General features: G+C 72.8%; 17 protein-coding genes. 13 read left to right on the forward strand and 4 right to left on the reverse strand.

All coding sequences use genetic code 11. The features are described from left to right. The first annotated feature begins 3 nt into the window (after window positions 1–3). Complete coding sequence (locus H343_RS0113310; protein ID WP_028431556.1) at window positions 4–558, forward strand: arginine repressor; 555 nt, start codon at window positions 4–6, stop codon at window positions 556–558. A gap of 133 nt (window positions 559–691) precedes the next feature. Here the strand turns inward: H343_RS0113310 and H343_RS0113315 are convergent, their stop codons facing one another. Then, entirely contained in the window at window positions 692–1,660 is a 969-nt protein-coding gene (locus H343_RS0113315; protein WP_051265142.1) for a bile acid:sodium symporter family protein, read from the reverse strand. 281 nt (window positions 1,661–1,941) lie between these two features. On the opposite strand from H343_RS0113315, the gene H343_RS0113320 reads away from it, so the two are divergent. From H343_RS0113320 to H343_RS0113345, 6 genes are all read left to right on the forward strand, one after another. Continuing rightward, on the forward strand, window positions 1,942–2,319 hold the full coding sequence (locus H343_RS0113320; protein WP_028431558.1) for a DUF488 family protein, N3 subclade: 378 nt from the start codon (window positions 1,942–1,944) through the stop codon (window positions 2,317–2,319). Window positions 2,320–2,432: 113 nt separating this feature from the next. Next, window positions 2,433–3,629, forward strand: coding sequence for an argininosuccinate synthase (locus tag H343_RS0113325; protein ID WP_028431559.1), 1,197 nt, complete (start codon window positions 2,433–2,435; stop codon window positions 3,627–3,629). Window positions 3,630–3,751: 122 nt separating this feature from the next. After that, a complete protein-coding gene (gene argH, locus H343_RS0113330) occupies window positions 3,752–5,203 on the forward strand; it encodes an argininosuccinate lyase (protein WP_028431560.1) in 1,452 nt (483 codons plus the stop codon). Between the two features lie 73 nt (window positions 5,204–5,276). Then, a complete protein-coding gene (locus tag H343_RS0113335; RefSeq protein WP_051265144.1) occupies window positions 5,277–5,693 on the forward strand; it encodes a phage holin family protein in 417 nt (138 codons plus the stop codon). After that, entirely contained in the window at window positions 5,690–6,019 is a 330-nt protein-coding gene (locus H343_RS30455) for a DUF3618 domain-containing protein (protein ID WP_051265146.1), read from the forward strand. Before H343_RS0113335 ends, H343_RS30455 begins: the two co-directional genes overlap by 4 nt. A 5-nt stretch (window positions 6,020–6,024) precedes the next feature. Beyond that, entirely contained in the window at window positions 6,025–6,285 is a 261-nt protein-coding gene (locus H343_RS0113345; protein ID WP_028431562.1) for a DUF4235 domain-containing protein, read from the forward strand. Window positions 6,286–6,490: 205 nt separating this feature from the next. Here H343_RS0113345 and H343_RS0113350 read toward each other — a convergent pair whose 3' ends face one another. Further along, entirely contained in the window at window positions 6,491–7,171 is a 681-nt protein-coding gene (locus H343_RS0113350; RefSeq protein ID WP_028431563.1) for a lysophospholipid acyltransferase family protein, read from the reverse strand. Between the two features lie 304 nt (window positions 7,172–7,475). Between H343_RS0113350 and H343_RS0113355 the strand changes: the two genes are divergently transcribed. The 3 genes from H343_RS0113355 to H343_RS0113365 all read left to right on the forward strand — a co-directional run bounded on the left by H343_RS0113355 (window position 7,476) and on the right by H343_RS0113365 (window position 10,067). Further along, on the forward strand, window positions 7,476–8,633 hold the full coding sequence (locus H343_RS0113355; protein ID WP_028431564.1) for a glycerophosphodiester phosphodiesterase: 1,158 nt from the start codon (window positions 7,476–7,478) through the stop codon (window positions 8,631–8,633). Between the two features lie 103 nt (window positions 8,634–8,736). Continuing rightward, window positions 8,737–9,441 carry a sigma-70 family RNA polymerase sigma factor gene (locus tag H343_RS30460; RefSeq protein WP_486586894.1) on the forward strand — a complete coding sequence of 235 codons (705 nt, stop codon included), beginning with the start codon at window positions 8,737–8,739 and terminating at the stop codon, window positions 9,439–9,441. A 110-nt stretch (window positions 9,442–9,551) separates the two neighbouring features. Continuing rightward, window positions 9,552–10,067 (forward strand): GNAT family N-acetyltransferase, encoded by a 516-nt coding sequence (locus H343_RS0113365; protein ID WP_028431565.1) that lies wholly within the window; start codon window positions 9,552–9,554, stop codon window positions 10,065–10,067. A 106-nt stretch (window positions 10,068–10,173) separates the two neighbouring features. On the opposite strand, the gene H343_RS0113370 is transcribed toward H343_RS0113365, so the two are convergent. Together H343_RS0113370 and H343_RS0113375 are read right to left on the reverse strand one after the other, a co-directional pair. Then, complete coding sequence (locus H343_RS0113370; RefSeq protein WP_028431566.1) at window positions 10,174–10,617, reverse strand: hypothetical protein; 444 nt, start codon at window positions 10,615–10,617, stop codon at window positions 10,174–10,176. After that, window positions 10,610–10,981, reverse strand: a complete 372-nt coding sequence (locus tag H343_RS0113375; protein ID WP_028431567.1) for a hypothetical protein — start codon at window positions 10,979–10,981, stop codon at window positions 10,610–10,612. Before H343_RS0113375 ends, H343_RS0113370 begins: the two co-directional genes overlap by 8 nt. Before the next feature lie 354 nt (window positions 10,982–11,335). On the opposite strand from H343_RS0113375, the gene H343_RS0113380 reads away from it, so the two are divergent. From H343_RS0113380 to cobT, 3 genes are all read left to right on the forward strand, one after another. Further along, on the forward strand, window positions 11,336–11,986 hold the full coding sequence (locus H343_RS0113380) for a GNAT family N-acetyltransferase (RefSeq protein ID WP_028431568.1): 651 nt from the start codon (window positions 11,336–11,338) through the stop codon (window positions 11,984–11,986). A gap of 112 nt (window positions 11,987–12,098) precedes the next feature. Beyond that, window positions 12,099–13,394, forward strand: coding sequence for a precorrin-6y C5,15-methyltransferase (decarboxylating) subunit CbiE (cbiE, locus tag H343_RS0113385; RefSeq protein ID WP_028431569.1), 1,296 nt, complete (start codon window positions 12,099–12,101; stop codon window positions 13,392–13,394). Window positions 13,395–13,648: 254 nt separating this feature from the next. Beyond that, window positions 13,649–17,794: a nicotinate-nucleotide--dimethylbenzimidazole phosphoribosyltransferase gene (cobT, locus tag H343_RS0113390; RefSeq protein WP_028431570.1), complete on the forward strand. Its 4,146-nt coding sequence runs from the start codon at window positions 13,649–13,651 to the stop codon at window positions 17,792–17,794. Window positions 17,795–18,077: the final 283 nt, after the last annotated feature.

Below are 18,077 nucleotides of genomic sequence, written 5' to 3' on the forward strand. Positions count from 1 at the left end.
GCGATGACCGACGGGTACGCGCAGGACCAGGAGCTGGGCAACGGGTACGGGGGCCAGGCCGTACCGCAGACCCGTACGGCGCGGCACCGCCGGATCGTCGACATCCTCAACCGTCAGCCGATCCGCTCCCAGAGCCAGCTCGCCAAGCTCCTCGCCGACGACGGACTCTCCGTCACCCAGGCCACGCTCTCCCGCGACCTGGACGAGCTGGGCGCCGTGAAGATCCGCAACACCGGCGGCGAGCTGATCTACGCCGTTCCCGGCGAGGGCGGCGACCGGACACCGAAGGCGCCGCTGGGAGAGTCCGCGAGCGAGGCGCGCATGGCCCGCCTCGCAGGTGAACTCCTCATCTCCGCCGAGGCGTCGGCGAACCTGGTGGTGCTGCGCACGCCGCCCGGCGCCGCGCAGTTCCTCGCCTCGGCCATCGACCAGGCGGGCGTGCACGACATCATCGGCACCATCGCCGGTGACGACACGCTTCTGCTCATCAGCCGCGCCCCGGAGGGCGGGCAGGCCCTGGCCGGACACCTGCTGAACCTGGCCCAGAAGGAGCACTGACCGTGCACTGGCCGGCGCCCTCCCGGCGCCGGCCTCGCGGAGAGGACGGTGCACCTGTGGCCGGGCAGTCCACCGGGCGTCGCGAGCCGGTGAGACCTCCCGGTTCCGGCACCGCCGGCGGGCGGGGGCCGGCTCAGCCCCGCGAGCGGCCGCGGCGGGAGAACCAGGCCGCCAGGACGGCGCCCGTGACGTTGTGCCAGACGGAGAAGACGGCGGCGGGCAGCGCGGCCAGCGGGCTGAAGTGGGCCGTGGCGAGTGACGCGGCGAGACCGGAGTTCTGCATGCCGACCTCGAAGCACAGGGCGCGGCGGGCGGGCTCGTCCAGGCCGCTGAGCCTGCCGGCGCCGTAACCGAGGGCCAGACCCAGGGCGTTGTGCAGGACCACGGCGAGCAGGACAAGGCCCGCCGCCGACTTGATGGCGTCCGCGCTGCCCGCGACGACCACCGTGACGATCACGGAGATCGTCAGTGCCGACAGCCAGGGCAGCGCCGGCAGGGCACGCCGCACGAGACGGCCGGCCAGCAGCCGTACGACGATGCCCGCGATCACCGGCAGCAGCACCGTCTTGAGGATGTCCGTGACCATCGCGCCCGCGTCGACCGGCATGTGCTCACCGGCCAGGAGAAGCGTGAGCGGCGGTGTGAGCAGCGGTGCGAGGACCGTGGAGACGGAGGTGACGGAGACCGACAGCGCCACGTCGCCGCGCGCGAGGTAGGTGACGACGTTGGAGGCGGTACCGCCGGGCGCGCACCCGACGAGGATGACACCCGCCGCCAGCTGGGGCGGCAGGCCCAGCACATGGGCGACCGCCCAGCCGAGCCCCGGCATGACGACGTACTGCGCCGCCACGCCCAGCGCGACCGCCCACGGACGCTTGGCGATGCCTCTGAGGTCGGGCGGCGTCATGGTCAGTCCCATGCAGAACATGACCACGCCGAGGAGGTAGGGCACCGCCTCCGCCGCCCCCGTGAAGCTGGCCGGACTGATCACGCCCACGGCGCCGGCGAGCAGCACCAGCACGGGGAAGATCGTCACGGCACGCCGGGCGGCCCGGTCGTCGTCGGCCTGCTGGCTGGTCCTGATGTGTTTTTCGGATCGCACCGCGCGATGGAACGCCCTTCCACGGCGGCCGCGCAAGCCCCGTCTCGGTATCCGGGACCCCATTTCCGTGAGGCGGAACGCGGGGGCGGGTTTCTCTGAGCATCGGGCCGAGCGCCGCGGCGCGCTGCGTGCCATCGAGTCCGGAGACGTGAGCGACGAGCACTTCGAGAGGATCGGGGGAGGCAGGGCCGGCCGGGGCCGATGAGGAGGCGGGCGTTCCGCGCGGGCCTGAACACCGTGCGGGACGCGCGCTGGTCAGGCTTTCCCGCCATGCTGGTGCCATGACGAGAGACTCACAGGTCAGGGTCAGGCGCGTGTACGAGGAGGCACGCCCCGCCGAGGACGGGCAGAGGGTGCTCGTGGACCGGCTGTGGCCGCGGGGGCTGAAGAAGGAGGAGGCCCGGCTGGACGCGTGGGTCAAGGAGGTCGCCCCCTCCGGCGACCTGCGCAAGTGGTACGCGCACGACCGCGACCGTTTCGAGGAGTTCGCCGCCCGCTACCGCGAGGAGCTGGCCCGGCCGGAGCCGAGCGAGGCGCTGGAGGGCCTGCGGGAGCGCGCGGCCGGCCGGACGCTGACGCTGCTGACGTCGGTGAGACCGGAGCAGCTGGAGTACAGCCACGTGGCGGTGCTGGAGGAGGAGCTGGGCGGCTCGCGCTGAGCCCTCCCGGAGCGTCCGGGCCGTTCCATGAGCCTGTGACCAGCCGCGTTGACGAAGCATACGGGGGAGTGCATACTTATGCCCATCAGCGTATGCACCGTAAGGAGAACCCCGTGACTGAGCGCGTCGTACTCGCCTACTCCGGCGGCCTTGACACCTCCGTCTGCATCGGCTGGATCGCCGAGGAGACCGGGGCCGAGGTCGTCGCCGTCGCCGTCGACGTCGGCCAGGGCGGCGAGGACCTGGACGTCATCCGCAAGCGCGCGCTGGCCTGCGGTGCCGTCGAGGCCGAGGTTGCGGACGCCAAGGACGAGTTCGCCGACGAGTACTGCCTTCCGGCGATCAAGGCCAACGCGCTCTACATGGACCGCTACCCGCTGGTCTCGGCCCTCTCGCGGCCCACCATCGTCAAGCACCTCGTGGACGCCGCGAAGAAGCACGGCGCGACCACCGTCGCCCACGGCTGCACCGGCAAGGGCAACGACCAGGTGCGGTTCGAGGCCGGGATCTCCTCCCTCGCCCCCCAGCTGAAGTGCATCGCCCCCGTGCGGGACTACGCGATGACCCGGGACAAGGCCATCGCCTTCTGCGAGGAGAAGGGCCTGCCGATCGCGACGAGCAAGAAGTCGCCCTACTCCATCGACCAGAACGTCTTCGGCCGGGCCGTGGAGACCGGGTTCCTGGAGGACATCTGGAACGGGCCCATCGAGGACGTCTACGAGTACACCGAGAACCCGGCCACCCCCCGTGAGGCCGACGAGGTCGTCATCACCTTCGAGGCGGGCGTCCCCGTCGCGCTCGACGGCAAGCCGGTGACGGTGCTGCAGGCCGTTCAGCAGCTCAACGAGCGGGCCGGTGCCCAGGGTGTCGGCCGGATCGACATGGTCGAGGACCGGCTCGTGGGCATCAAGTCCCGTGAGGTGTACGAGTCCCCGGGCGGCATCGCGCTGATCACCGCGCACCAGGAGCTGGAGAACGTCACCGTCGAGCGGGAACTGGCCCGCTACAAGCGGCAGGTCGAGCAGCGCTGGAGTGAACTCGTCTACGACGGCATGTGGTTCTCCCCGCTCAAGCGCGCCCTGGACGGCTTCATCGACGAGGCGAACGAGCACGTCAGCGGCGACATCCGGATGACGCTGCACGGCGGCCGCGCGGTGGTGACCGGACGGCGCTCCCAGGAGTCGCTCTACGACTTCAACCTGGCGACCTACGACAGCGGCGACACCTTCGACCAGTCGCTGTCCAAGGGCTTCATCGAGCTCTTCGGAATGTCCAGCAAGATCGCCGCCAAGCGGGACCTGGCGCAGTAGCCTGCCGCGTACGGCCGCACACCCGCCCCGGCGGGCCGGCCGCGCACAGTTCGTCCACCGCCTCCCCGCCGCATCCGGCGGGGAGGCGGCATTTGCACCGAGCACGAGGAGAGAGCACCACCATGCCCAGCAACGAAGCGCCGCAGACCGACGCCGGGAGCCAGGACGTACGGCTGTGGGGCGGACGTTTCGCCGACGGGCCCTCCGAGGAACTCGCCCGGCTCTCCGCCTCCGTGCACTTCGACTGGCGCCTCGCGCCGTACGACATCGCCGGCTCCCGCGCACACGCCCGCGTGCTGCACAAGGCCGGACTGCTCACCGACGGGGAACTCCAGCAGATGCTCGCCGGACTCGACCGGCTGGAGAGCGACGTCGCGGACGGCACCTTCACCGGCACCGTCGCCGACGAGGACGTCCACACCGCGCTCGAGCGCGGCCTGCTGGAGCGCCTCGGCAGCGAGCTGGGGGGCAAACTGCGCGCCGGCCGCTCCCGCAACGACCAGGTGGCCACGCTCTTCCGCATGTACCTGCGCGACCACGCCCGCATCCTCGGCGGCCTGCTGGCCGACCTCCAGGAGGCGCTGGCCGGGCTGGCCGAGGCGCACCCGGACGTGGCGATGCCGGGCCGCACCCACCTCCAGCACGCCCAGCCCGTGCTCTTCGCCCACCACGTCCTCGCCCATGCCCAGGCGCTCTCGCGCGACGCGGAGCGGCTGCGGCAGTGGGACGCCCGTACGGCTGTCTCCCCGTACGGCTCCGGCGCGCTCGCCGGGTCCTCGCTCGGGCTGGACCCGGAGGCCGTCGCGGCGGAGCTGGGCTTCGAGCACGGCTCGTCCGGCAACTCGATCGACGGGACCGCCTCGCGGGACTTCGTGGCCGAGTTCGCCTTCATCACGGCGATGATCGGTGTCGACGTCTCCAAGATCGCCGAAGAGATCATCCTCTGGAACACGAAGGAGTTCTCCTTCGTCACGCTGCACGACGCGTTCTCCACCGGTTCCTCGATCATGCCCCAGAAGAAGAACCCCGACATCGCCGAGCTGGCGCGCGGCAAGTCCGGACGGCTGATCGGCAACCTCACCGGGCTGCTCGCCACGCTCAAGGCCCTGCCGCTGGCGTACAACCGCGACCTGCAGGAGGACAAGGAGCCCGTCTTCGACTCCTGCGACCAGCTGGAGATCCTGCTGCCCGCCTTCACCGGCATGATGGCCACCCTCACGGTGCACCGTGAGCGCATGGCGGAGCTGGCCCCGGCCGGTTTCTCGCTCGCCACCGACATCGCGGAATGGCTGGTGCGGCGGGGGGTGCCCTTCCGGGAGGCGCACGAGGTCGCGGGGGAGTGCGTCAAGGTCTGCGAGAGCGGCGGCACCGAACTGGACCAGCTCACGGACGAGCAGTTCGCCGGGATCTCGCCGCATCTGACGCCCGGGGTCCGCTCGGTGCTGAACGTACCCGGCGCACTGGCGTCACGCGGTGGCCGCGGCGGCACCGCCCCCTCGGCGGTCGCGGTGCAGCTGGCCGAAGTCCGTGACGATCTCGCCGGTCAGCGCGAGTGGGCCGGCGCCCGGCGCTGAATCCCCGTACGCGTAGCCGCTGAGCGCTGGGGCACTCGGGTGACCTCCCCGAGACGAAGCGAGGCGAGTCGCGATGATCGGATCTGTGCGTCACCGGCCCGAGGAGACGCAGCACACCACGGCGGAACTGGTCAGGCAGGCGTCTGAGCAGCTCACCGATGTGGTGCGCAGCGAGATGCGTCTGGCGCAGGCCGAGATGAAGGAGAAGGGCAAGCGGGCGGGCTTCGGCGGAGGCATGTTCGGCGGGGCGGCCCTCATGGCGGTGCTGGCTCTGTGGGCGCTGGTCTTCGCGGCCATCGCCGCGATCGCCCTGGTGCTGCCCGTATGGGCCTCGGCCCTGATCGTCGCCGGGGGGCTGCTGCTGGTCGCGGCCGTGCTGGGCGCGGCCGGCAAGCAGCAGCTCGGCTCCGCCGGGTCGCCCAAACCCGAGCGCACCCTGGACAGCGTCAAGGCCGACGTCGACGCGATCAAGGAAGGAGCCCACCGATGACGCGCAAATCCGGTGCGGCCGCTTCCTCCGACCCCCGGCAGCTGCGGTCCGAGGTGGAGCGGGCACGCGAACAGCTCGCGGACACCGTCGCCGAGCTCGCCGGCAAGGCGGACGTGCGGACACACGCGCGGGACATGGCCGCCCAGGCCAAGTCCAAGGCCCTCTTCGAGGCGAACGAGGCCAGGGTGCGGGTGCAGCACACCGCCGAGCAGGCCGCACACCAGGGCTTCGTCAGGCCCGGCCCCGGGATGGCCGTCTTCTGCGGCGTCGGGGCCGCTGCCCTGGTGACCTTCGTCGTCCTGCACAGACGGCGCGAGAAGAGGTGAGCGCTGTGGTCAAGCTTCTCTACAAGCCGTTCGGCATCCTCTTCGGGGTGCTCGGCGGCGTCATCGCCGGTGCTCTCTTCGAGAAGGCGTGGAAGTCGGTCACGCACGAGGAGGACGCACCGGACGCCACCGACGAGGGGCGCGGGTGGAAGGAGATACTCCCCGCCGTAGCGCTCAAGGGAGCCATCGCGGGGGTGGTCAAGGCCGTGCTCCACCGCGGGGGAGCGACAGGGGTCCGGGGCCTGACCGGTACGTGGCCGGCCTGAGCCGCACAGCACGGAGCGCCGGGAGCCGTACCGCCGGCTTCCGGCGCTTCTTGCGTTGAAGGGGCCGGTTGAAGGTGCAACGTCCGACGGGCCGGGGCTGCTCGTCCCGCGCCGCGCGTTCGCCGGGCCGGGCGGGGTTTCCCGCCGTCCGCGGACGAACCGGCTCGCGGACCGCCACCACCCGGACGGCGGACCGGGGGAGGCGTCAGGCGGCCTTGGCCTTCGTCGCGTAGATGTCCACGTACTCCTGGCCGGACAGGCGCATGACCTCGCTCATCACCTCGTCCGTGACGGCACGCAGCACGTAACGGTCGCGGTCCATGCCCTCGTAGCGGGTGAAGTCCAGCGGCTCGCCGAACCGCACGGCGATGCGCCGCCCCGGAGCGAAGCGGGGCAGACCCTGGCCGCCCGGCTGGATCGCGTCGGTGCCGATCATCGCGAAAGGCACCACGGGGGCGCCCGTCATCAGGGCCAGGCGGGCGATGCCCGTACGGCCGCGGTAGAGCCGTCCGTCGGGGGAGCGGGTGCCCTCGGGGTAGATGCCGAAGATCTGGCCACCCTCCAGCACGCGGCGGCCGGTCATCAGCGCGGCGACACCGCCGCGGCCGCCGTCCCTGTCCACGGGGATCATGCCGACTCCGGTGAAGAACCACGCCATCACACGGCCCTTGAGACTGCGGCCCGTGACGTACTCGTCCTTGCCGATGAAGAAGACCTGACGGTCCGTGACCAGCGGAAGCACCATCGAGTCGATGAACGTGAGGTGGTTGCCGGCCAGAATCACCGGGCCGGAGCCCGGAATTCGCTCCGCCCCCTCCACCTGCGGGCGCAACAGCACACGCAGAAGCGGGCCGAGCAGTGCCTTGATCAGACGGAAACGGGACAACGAATTCCTCCGGTCGGTGACGGGTCGGATGCACACAAGCGCAGGTGAGAAGGATACTCGCCGCTCTGCCCGGGCCGCACACCGGGTTCACCGCACTGATACGCAGAGTTGACACGGCGCGCGGCCAACGTCTCTGCGTGCGGGGCCCCGAGAGCGTCCGGGTGTCTGCTGCATCGTGTTTCCCGCGTGTTCGGCCCTAAGCCTCCCCGGCGTGGTGGAGCCGCATCTACGATCAGCCAGTCGTCCGCCCGGCCCGCAGGGCACCGGGCGGAGTCAATCGGATGAGACGAGCTGAGGAGAGCCCATGGGACAGCAGCAGCAGCCGGGTCGCAGACTCGTGCTCGGAGCGGCCGCACTGGGCGCCGCGGGGGCAGCGGCGGTGGGCACGGGCGGCAGCGCCCTGGCCGCGGGGAGGGCACGGGGACGCGAGGAGGGGCGGCACGGCGGCAGGCTGCCGGTGCCGGCGATCGTGGCGCACCGCGGGGCCAGCGGATACCGCCCCGAGCACACCTTCGGTTCCTACCAACTCGCCCTCGACATGGGCGCGGACGTCATCGAGCAGGACCTCGTGCCGACCAGGGACGGGCACCTGGTCTGCCGTCACGAGAACGACATCACCGCGACCACCGACGTCGCGGACCATCCGGAGTTCGCCGGCCGCAGGACCACCAAGACGGTCGACGGCACAAAGCTGACGGGCTGGTTCACCGAGGACTTCACCCTTGCCGAACTGCACACGCTGCGTGCGAAGGAGCGCATCCCGCAGACACGGCCGCACAACACGCTCTACGACGGGCGCTGGAAGGTGCCTGCCTTCGAGGACGTGCTGAAGTGGGCCGCCGAGCAGGCGAAGAGGCGCGGCCGGCCGGTGTGGCTGCACATCGAGACCAAGCACCCCACCTACTTCCGCAAGCTGGGCCTGGAGCTGGAGCCCAAGCTGGCCAAGCTGCTGCGGGCGTACGGACGCCACCGGGCGAACTCGCCGAACTTCGTCCAGTCCTTCGAGCCCAGCAGCATCCAGCGCCTGGGCAAGATGCTGGACTGCCCCGGAGTGTGCCTGCTGGACGCGCCGGACTCCCGGCCCTGGGACTTCGTCGAGTCGGGCGACCCGCGTACCGTGGCCGACCTGGTCAAGCCCGACGGGCTGAAGTGGATGGCACGCTTCGCCAAGGGCATCGGGCCGGTGGTGGACCTCGTCATCCCGAAGAACGAGGACGGCAGCCTCGGGGAGCCGACCACGCTGGTGCGGGACGCGCACGCGCAGGACCTGGTGCTGCACCCGTACACCATGCGCAACGAGAACACGTTCCTGCCGCTCGAGTTCCGGCGCGGCAGCGACCCCAACGCCTACGGGGACGCCTTCGGCGCGTTCCGCGCCTACTTCGGGACGGGCATCGACGGCATCTTCACCGACAACCCGGACACCGGCCTGCTTGCCGCAGCCGACTTCCGGAACAGCTGACAGAACACCTGAGCAGCCCGTACGCACGCCGGCGCGTCACCCGCACGGGTGGCGTTGCCGCCGGGCGGCAACCGGAGTGCCGGGGAGGGCGTCGCGAGAGGGCATGAACCCCCGCTTCGCCGGCGTTCCCGGCTGCACCGCCGCACCTGCCGGGGAGACCGGCCTCCCCGGCTTCCCCGGCCTCCCCGGCCTCCCCGGCCTCCCCGGCCTCCCCGGCCTCCCCGGCCTCCCCGGCCTCCCCGGCCTCCCCGGCGCTCACCGCCGCGCCGCCCGTCCGGCCGGGGCCCACAGCTCCACCGCCGGTGAACTGCCCGGGCCGCTGCGCCGGTTGCTCGCCGCCGAGTGCGCGGCCGAGGGGCCCGCGGCGGGAGCGGACCCCGAGGACCTGCAGCAGGCCGTGTGGCTGCGCTGGCTGGAGCAGCCCCGTGAGCCTGCGGGCACCGTGCCCTCCGCCGGATGGCTGCGTTCGGCCGTACGGGCGGAGGCACGGCGCACGCGGCGTCGCGTGCGCAGGGAGGTGCCCCTGCCCGCCGAGGACCTCGGGGCCCGGGCGGCGGGCGCTGCGGCGCACCCCGCGGCGGAGGCCGCCGTACTCGCCGCCGAGCACCGCCGCGTCCTCGCCGGCGCCGTCGCGCGTCTGCCCGGACGCTGCCCCGACCTGCTGCGCGCCCTGATGTCCCGGCAGGACCTCACCTACCCCGAGATCGCACGTGAGTTGGGAATGTCACAGGGCAGCCTCGGCCCGGTACGTTCCCGATGTCTGGGTTGCCTGCGCACAATGCTCGCGGCGTCGGATTGCGCTACCTGAACGCGGGGGAATGCTGCGGGAAGCAATCGGCGTCATCAGGGCGGACACTCCGGGACACGGCACCCTCATCTCTCCGTGCCCGGGAACATGATCAGGGGAGGCAGGCGCACATGGGCATGAGCGTGACCATCTCTGCGGCGGACGAGAGCGACGCCGAGCAGATCCTCAAACTCCAGTACCTGTGCTTCCAGAGCGAAGCGGAAGCCTACGGGGACTACGCCATCCCCCCGCTGACCCAGTCCCTGGAGGCGCTGCGCGCGGAGATGGCCGCCGGCTGCGTACTCGTGGCCCGCCTCGGTGAGGAGATCGTCGGCTCCGTGCGCGGCGCGGTCGACGCCGGGGGAACCGCCCGTATCGACAGGCTCTTCGTGCACCCCCGGATGCAGCGGCACGGACTCGGCGGCCGGCTGCTGGCAGCGGTCGAGGTGCGGCTCGCCGCGGAGCGGGAGGCAAAGCGCTACCACCTCGTCGCCGGGCACCGCAGCGGCGGAAACCTCCGGCTGTACCGGAAGTACGGCTACACCCCGGTCGGCACCGAACGGCACCGCAGGACCGAGCTGATCGCCATGTCGAAGGACGTCAGCGGCACGGCCCCGGCCTCCGGCACCCGCACAGCCAGCGCCTGACGCGTCCGGGGCACACCAGGGGCCGGTGGACGGGGCACCGCCTGCCGCCCCCGGTCTCTGCTCCGGCGCGTCTGCGTGCTTCCCCCTCCCTCCACCTGACGGCTTCTCAGCCGTGGGCGCGCCGTGACCGGCGCAGCCACAGCAGGCCGGTCACCGGCAGGATCACCGGGATGAAGAGGTAACCCATGCCGTAGTCCGACCACACCGTCGCATCGGGGAACGCGGAGGGGGCGACCAGTGTCCAGGTGCCCACGCCCAGCACTCCCAGCAACTCCACGCAGCAGCAGACGAATGCGGCCTTGCGGGCCTTCTCGCCTCCCCGTACCAGCGAGAGAGTGATGAACGCGTAGACCAGGGCCGCCACGGCCGACAGCACGTACGCCAGCGGCGCCTCGTCGAAGCGGGTGCTCAGCTGGACGGCCGAGCGGGACGCGGCGCCCACGGTGAAGATCCCGTACAGCGTGAGCAGCAGTGTGCCGGGCCCCCTGCCGATGGCGCGGTACGGCGCGGGGGACGGCGGGGCGTGGGTGCCGTGCGGGTGCTCAGGCACCGCCGCCGCCTGCCCAGATGTCGTGCAGCCGCACCTGGAGCGCCGCGAGTACGACGGCGCCCGCCACCACGGTCAGGGAGCCCCACTTGGTCCGCTCGGTCAGGGAGATCAGACCCACCACCGGTACGCATGCCACGACGGTGGCCAGGTAGGCGACGAAGACGGCGGTCCCCTCCGCGGGCTCCTCGCCTCCGGAGAGCCGCACGATGCCGACGACGAGTTGGACCAGGGCGATCAGAGTCACCACGGCCATGCCGATGAAGTGCCAGTCCTTGGTCGGCTGGTCACGGTAGGCCGCCCAGCCGCACCAGGCGGCCAGCGCGAGTGCGGCCACCGCGAGGGCGACCGTGAGCGGGGTGAACATGGCCCGAGTCTAGGAGGCGCGTGTGCGGGGGCGGTGCCCGGGCCCGCCGGTGAGGCTCGCGAGGGACGCCGTGCGGCGGCGGCCGTGCGGGGCAGCGGACGACCCCGGCCGGGAGGCCCAGGCTTCCGGATCTCGAGTCCCCGTATCGACATGTCGGTACCCGGCCCCTGATCCCGCCTGCGAAGGAACCGTGAGCGCTGCACGTACCGGCTCCGATGCTGCATGCTGTGCACTGCTGCAACCGTCCGGAGCCCCCAGGACCCCGCTGCAGCGGTCCTCCCGGAACGGCCGGCAGACCCCGAAGCGGCCTCCCCGGGAGCGACCCCCTGGCCCTCGATCCGTTTGGAGCGGCGCATGACTTCGACCTTTCCGGACGTCTCGATCAGTACGGACCGGCTCGTGCTGCGCCCGCTGGAGGAGGCGGACGTCCCCGCGCTCACCGAGATGATGCGGGACGAACTGGTCGCGGCATGGACGACCGTGCCGGTGCCCTACCGGCAGGCCGACGCGCGCGAGTTCGTCCGCCGTCACGCACCGTCCGTGCGGACCGAGGGCGGGGGCATCGTCTTCGCGGTCACCGAGTTCCTCACCCACCGCCTGGTCGGGCTCGTGCAGCTCGAGCACACGGACTGGCGCATCCTCGCCACCGAGGTCCACTACGTCGTCGCACCGTGGGCGCGAGGCGAGGGCTACGCCTCGGAGTCGGTGCTGGCGCTGGCCCAATGGCTCTTCCAGGACCAGAAGTTCGAGCGGATCGAGCTGCGTACGGCCGCCGACAACACCGCCGCCCAGCAGGTGGCCCAGAAGCTCGGCTGCATCAGCGAGGGAGTGCTGCGCAACGCCTCGATAGCGCGCACCCGCACCGAGGACGGCGGCTGGGCGGAGATCCGCACGGATCTGCTCGTGTGGAGCCTGCTGCGCGAGGACCTGGAAGGCATGCCTGAACAGCTCGCGGACGCGGGCGGCTACGCCCCGTACCCGGACTGGCTGCGCTCGCCCCGCTGATCCGGCCCGCCCGCTCCCGGCCGGCCCGGGCACACCCTGGTGACGGCGGTCCTCTCCTCGGCGGTAGGCTCGATGAGCCCCGACCTGCGACGAGCCCAGGAGAGACGCACCGATGGCCGACCGTGTCACCGTGATCGGGTGGGACGGTTCGCCGCTGTCCGACGCCGGCCGCGCCGCCGTGGGCGCTGCCACGCTCGTCGCCGGGGCCGCACACCATCTCGAGCTTCCAGAAGTCCCCTCCGGCGCCGAGCGGGTGAGACTCGGCAGTGTCTCGCTGGCCGCCAGCCGTATCGCCCGGCACCGTGGGACGGCCGTCGTCTTCGCCGACGGGGACCCCGGGTTCTTCGGTGTCGTACGCACGCTGCGCGACCCCGAGTTCGGGCTGGAGGTCGAGGTCGTCCCCGCGGTCTCCGCGCTCGCGGCGGCTTTCGCCCGTGCCGGCATGCCCTGGGACGACGCACAGCTGGTGGTCGCCAACTCGCGGACGCTGCGCAACGCGGTCAACGTCTGCCGCGCCCACACCAAGGTCGGCGTCCTCACGTCGCCCGGCGCGGGCCCCGCCGAACTCGCCCTGATGCTCGGTCCCGTGCACCGCACGTTCGTCATCTGCGAGGCGGTGGGCACACCGCAGGAGCAGGTCACCGTCCTCACCTCCGACAAGGTCGCCGACCACACCTGGCGGGACCCGAACGTGGTGATCGTGGCGGGCGGTTCCACGGGCGCCGCGGCACATCCCGGCGGACCCGGCCCGGGCGCGGGGCCGCAGGACGGCCAGACGCGCCAGCCCAACCAGGGCGGCGGATGGCTGGCCGCGCAGACCCCGAACTATCCGCCGCCCGTGCGCGGCTGGGCCCTTCCGGCCTCCGTGTACGCGGGAGAGCAGCCGGGCGACGGCGCAGCGGTCTCCGCGCGTGCCGGCGAGTCCGCGCAACTGCGCGCCGGGCAACTCGCGTTGCTCGGTCCGCGTATCGGCGACCTCGTCTGGGACATCGGCGCCGGCAGCGGCGCACTGTCCGTGGAAGCGGCACGTTTCGGTGCCGCCGTCATCGCGGTCGACCAGGACCCGCAGGCCTGCGCGCGAACCGCGTCGGCCGCCTGGCGCTTCGGCGTGCAGGTGGAGACCGTGCAGGGCACGGCGCCCCAGATCCTTGAGGATCTGCCCGAGCCGGACGTGGTGCGGGTGGGCGGCGGCGGAGTGCCCACGGTCACGGCCGTCGTCGAGCGCCGTCCCGGCCGCATCGTCACGCACGCCGGGACGAGGGACGAGGCCGAAGCGGTCGGAAGGGCGCTCACCGAGGGCGGTTACGCCGTCGAGTGCGCCCTGCTTCAGTCCGTCGGACTGGACACCCAGGATTGGGTGGAGCGTGAACGTGCGGTCGTCTTCCTGCTGTCGGGTGTACGGGTCTGAATCTCTGTGCCCAGCTCGTGACGAAGCCCGACGAAGTGCTGTTTGTCACCCACCTGTGGCGGGCGGGCCGCCCTGCCGACGGTAGGCTGGCGGACCGTTGCGCTGCTGTGCGGTGCTGACACTTCGTCCGTCGATGTCCGGATGGTGCGGGTGGAGGACGTGCCGCACCGTGAGCACGCTCGTTCTTCATCTACGGGGGCCCGGCGGTCGTCCGCGGGGTTGGAAGAGGCACTACCGATGGGCGAGGGGTACGCATGACTGACACCGGCCAGATCCCCGGCGAGGGGCAGCCGGAGAATGCAGGCGGGCAGCCGGGCATCCCGGCGACCGGTCCCCACTCCTACCCTTACGCGGGGCCGGGCGACGGCCTTCCGGGCGCTCCGGACGCTCCGAGCTTTCCCGGCGGTGAGGAACTGCCGCCGCCGGACACGCAGGGCGGTGCCTGGGGCGAGCCGCACACCGGGCAGGTGCAGCACGACCCGTACTACGGCCAGGTCGGTGCGTACGCGCAGGGCGACGCCTACGCGGGCGCGGAGGTCTACGCGCACGTCGGTGCGTACGGACAGCACGACGCGTACGGACAGCACGACGCGTACGGACAGGCGTACGGGCAGCCGGACTTCTACGGCCGCCAGGAGCACTACGGCAATCACGCGCACCAGCCGCACCCGTACGAACAGCAGCCGGTGCAGGGGACGCAGGAGTACGCGCAGGCGGCCTCGCACGTACCCGGCCCGCACGAGACGGACGGCCGCGACTCCGGAGCATTCGACTACGGCACGGTACGGGCACTGCTTCCCGAGGGGCCGGAGGCGGCGGCGGGGGAGGCCCCCGCCGCGGGGGCCTCCGGGCCGCAGGCAGCACCTGCCGCGCAGACCCCGTCGCCCTCGGGGACGCCAGCCGGAGGGACGCCTGCCGCGGGTACGCCCGCCGCGGGTACGCCTGCCGCGGGTACGCCCGCGGCGCCCAAGTCCGCTTCCGCTCCCGCCTCCACGCCGCCGCGGCGTCCGCTGCACCTCGGGCCGCCGGAGCCGGAACCGTCCGGGGCGGTACGTCCGCTCTCGGAGCGCGGCATCGGCCCTCCGGCCGGCGGGCCCGCGCCCAACTCCGCGCCCGCGCCCAACTCCGCGCCCGCGCCCTCCGTGCAGCCGGAGGCCGCCGCACAGCCGCAGGCCGTGCCGCCGGGGAGTCCACTGCAGGATGAGGCGCAGGCGATGCCCCAGGAGGGTGAAGGCATGGCGGAACAAGGCGAGTTCACTGCCGGGCAGGGGCCCGCGACGAGCGGTCCCGAATATCTCGACGTCGCCCATCAGGGCCAGGACTACCTGCCCGGTCCGCAACTGGGGGCGCTGCCGCCCCAGGACGACCAGTGGGCCGCCCAGGCGGACGGGACGGCTGAGGCCGGGGCGGCCGGCCATGTGCAGGACGCGGCGTACGCCGAGAACCCGGGGCTTGCCGCGCCCGCTGAGGAGACGGCGGAGACGGGACAGCAGGCCGATTCCGTCCAGACCGATTCCGTTCAGGCCGATTCCGTCCAGCCCGGGCCCGTCGCCGCGCACGGTGAACTGCCTCCGCAGGAGCCGCAGCCCGCGGGCACGGTCGAGGGGGAGCAGGGGCAGCCTCCGGAGCCGGAGGGAGCACGCGACGGCAGGCACCGCCGCCGCGGCAACGACGAGAGCAGCGGAAGCACCGGCAACACCTGGGTCTCCACACCGGGTTCGACGGCTGTCGAGCCGATCATGCCTCCGGGCGGGAGCGCGGACGGTGAGGTCACCGGGCAGCAGTCCGCGGAGACGGCCGCCCTGCCCCAGCCCCCTGACGCCGCAGCCGCAGCGCAAGGACCGAAGGTCCAGGACGTCGAGGACGTCGAGGACCGCCAGGGCACCCCGGACGTTCCCGCTCAGCCGGGCGAGGAGATGCAGGCGGCCGAGGCTGCTCTGCCCGGCATCCCGGAGCCCGAGCAGGAACTGGCCGTACAGGACCCCGTACAGGAAGGCGGCGTGCCGGTGCAGCAGGAGGACGCGGGCCCGGGCGCCGGCGCCGGAGCGGTGGATGCCGGGGCAGCCGCGGACGCGGTGGCGGGGATCCCCGCCCAGCAGCAGTCGGAACGCGCCGAGTCCGAAGCCGCAGCCGGCGGACCGGAGCAGACATCCGGACGCGGGGCCGACGCCCCGCCGTCCGGCGGCGGCCGGCACGCGGCATCCGCGACCGTCCCGAGACAGGGTCAGCACGTGCAGCCGGAGGAGGAGACCATCGCCGGTACGCACGAACCCCGGTCTGCCGCGGCAGAGCAGGGCACGGCCGCGGCACCAGCCGGCACCGTGCCCCCGATAAGCGAGGACGGCCCTCCGGCCGTCGTCGCCGCACCGTCTCCCGGGGTCGCTGACGCCGGTGACGGTGGCGGTGAGGGAACGGGACCCGTCCCGGCTTCCGCCTCCGAGGCCGTCCAACTCGCGGAGCATGCCCAGCACGAGGACGGATCCGCGCGGTCCGCCGGTCCCGAGGCCGGGACCGCGCACCCCACCGAGTCCGCCGGCACGGCCGGGCCCGGCGGTGAGTCGGCCGATCCCGCCGAGCCCGGTACGGACCCCGCCGAAGCCGCCGGTCCCGAGGCCGGTCCGGCCGGCTCCGCCGGTCCGGCCGGACTCCCCGAGGCTCCCGCCGGCCCGCCCGCTCCCGGCTTCGCCGACGACGAGCGGGAGGCCGTGCACCGCCTGATGCGTGAACGCCGCGACATCCGCAACGGCTTCCGCCCCGACCCGATCCCGCACGAGGTGCTGCTCCGCGTCCTCGAAGCCGCCCACACAGCGCCCAGCGTGGGCCACTCCCAGCCGTGGGACTTCGTGGTCATCCGTTCCGAGGAGACCCGCCGCGCCATGCACGAACTGGCCGAGCGCCAGCGCGAGGCGTACGCCAAGTCCCTCCCCAAGGGCCGGGCGAAGCAGTTCAAGGAAATGAAGATCCAGGCGATCCTCGACACCCCCGTCAACATCGTCGTCACGGCGGACCCCACCCGTGGCGGAAGGCACACCCTCGGCCGGCACACCCAGCCGCAGATGGCGCCCTACTCCTCCGCGCTCGCAGTGGAGAACCTGTGGCTGGCCGCCCGCGCCGAGGGGCTGGGCGTGGGCTGGGTCAGCTTCTTCGACGAGCGTGAGATGGTCCGCGCCCTGGAGCTGCCGGAGCACCTGGAGGTCGTGGCCTACCTGTGCGTCGGGTACGTCGACGAGTTCCCGCCCGAGCCGGAGCTGGCGCAGGCCGGCTGGTCCAAGCGCCGTCCGCTGTCGTGGGTGGTGCACGAGGAGTCGTACGGGCGCCGCGTGCTGCCGGGAGCGGAGCCGCAGGACCTGCTCTCCGACACGGTCGCCGCCATCCGGCCGCTGGACGCCAAGGCGCTCGGTGAGGCGTGGGAGCGGCAGAAGCGCATGACCAAGCCGTCCGGGGCGCTCGGCATGCTGGAGATCATCTCCGCGCAGCTGTGCGGGCTCTCCCGCAAGTGCCCGCCGCCGCTGCCCGAGCCCGCCGCCGTCGCGATCTTCGCCGGTGACCACGGCGTGCACGCCCAGGGCGTCACGCCCTGGCCGCAGGAGGTCACCGGCCAGATGGTCGCCAACTTCCTCGGTGGCGGGGCCGTCTGCAACGCCTTCGCCAATCAGGTCGGCGCGGAGGTGTGCATCGTCGACGTCGGTGTCGCGGCTGAACTCGCGGCGATGCCCGGCCTGTTGCCGCGCAAGGTCTCGGCGGGGACGGCCGACATGACGCAGGGCCCCGCCATGACGCGCGAGGAGGCGCTGCGCGCCGTCGAGGTGGGTATCGAGACCGCCCGCGACCTGGTCGCGGCCGGCAACAAGGCGCTGCTCACGGGGGAGATGGGCATCGCCAACACCACGGTCTCCGCCGCGCTGATCTCGGCGTGCACAGGCGTCGACCCGGCGGAGGTGACGGGACGCGGCACCGGCATCAACGACGAGACGCACGCCCGGAAGGTCGAGGTCGTACGCCGTGCGCTGGAACTGCACCAGCCGGACCCGGCCGACCCCCTGGGTCTGCTGGCAGCCGTCGGCGGCCTGGAGCACGCCGCTCTGGTCGGGCTGATCCTGGGCGGCGCCTCCCTGCGTACGCCGGTGATCCTCGACGGCGTCAGCGCCGGTGCCGCCGCGCTGGTCGCCCGCTGTGTCGCCCCGGAGGCGCTGGCCGCCTGCATCGCGGGCCACCGCAGCTCCGAGCCGGGCCATGTCGCGGCCCTGACGAAGCTGGGTCTTCGCCCGCTGGTCGACCTGGACCTGAGGCTGGGGGAGGGCACGGGGGCGCTGCTGTCCCTGCCGATGGTGCAGAGCGCGGCGCGTGCGATGCACGAGGTCGCCACCTTCGACTCGGCCGGGGTGACCGGCAAGGGCTGAGCAACTCCACGGCGGCGCGCCCGCGCACCAGCGTCCGGGCGCGCCGGCACGGGGCCCAGGAACCCGGCCGGGGGCCGCGCGTCCCGGTGCCGTGCACCCCGCGTGATCCACGGAACTGCGAGGGCACGGCTTCACGCCATAGGGTGAACGGGAGTTCCGCACGTCCAGTACGCGCCCCACGTCCAGTACACGCGCCGTGCCCGCGCCGCACACCGGCACGTACGTACATCCCCGCCGCTCCAGCGCCGCAGCGGCCCACTCGGCAACCAAGGGAGCCGCCCGC

It is taken from the genome of Streptomyces sp. TAA204 (genome assembly GCF_000424965.1).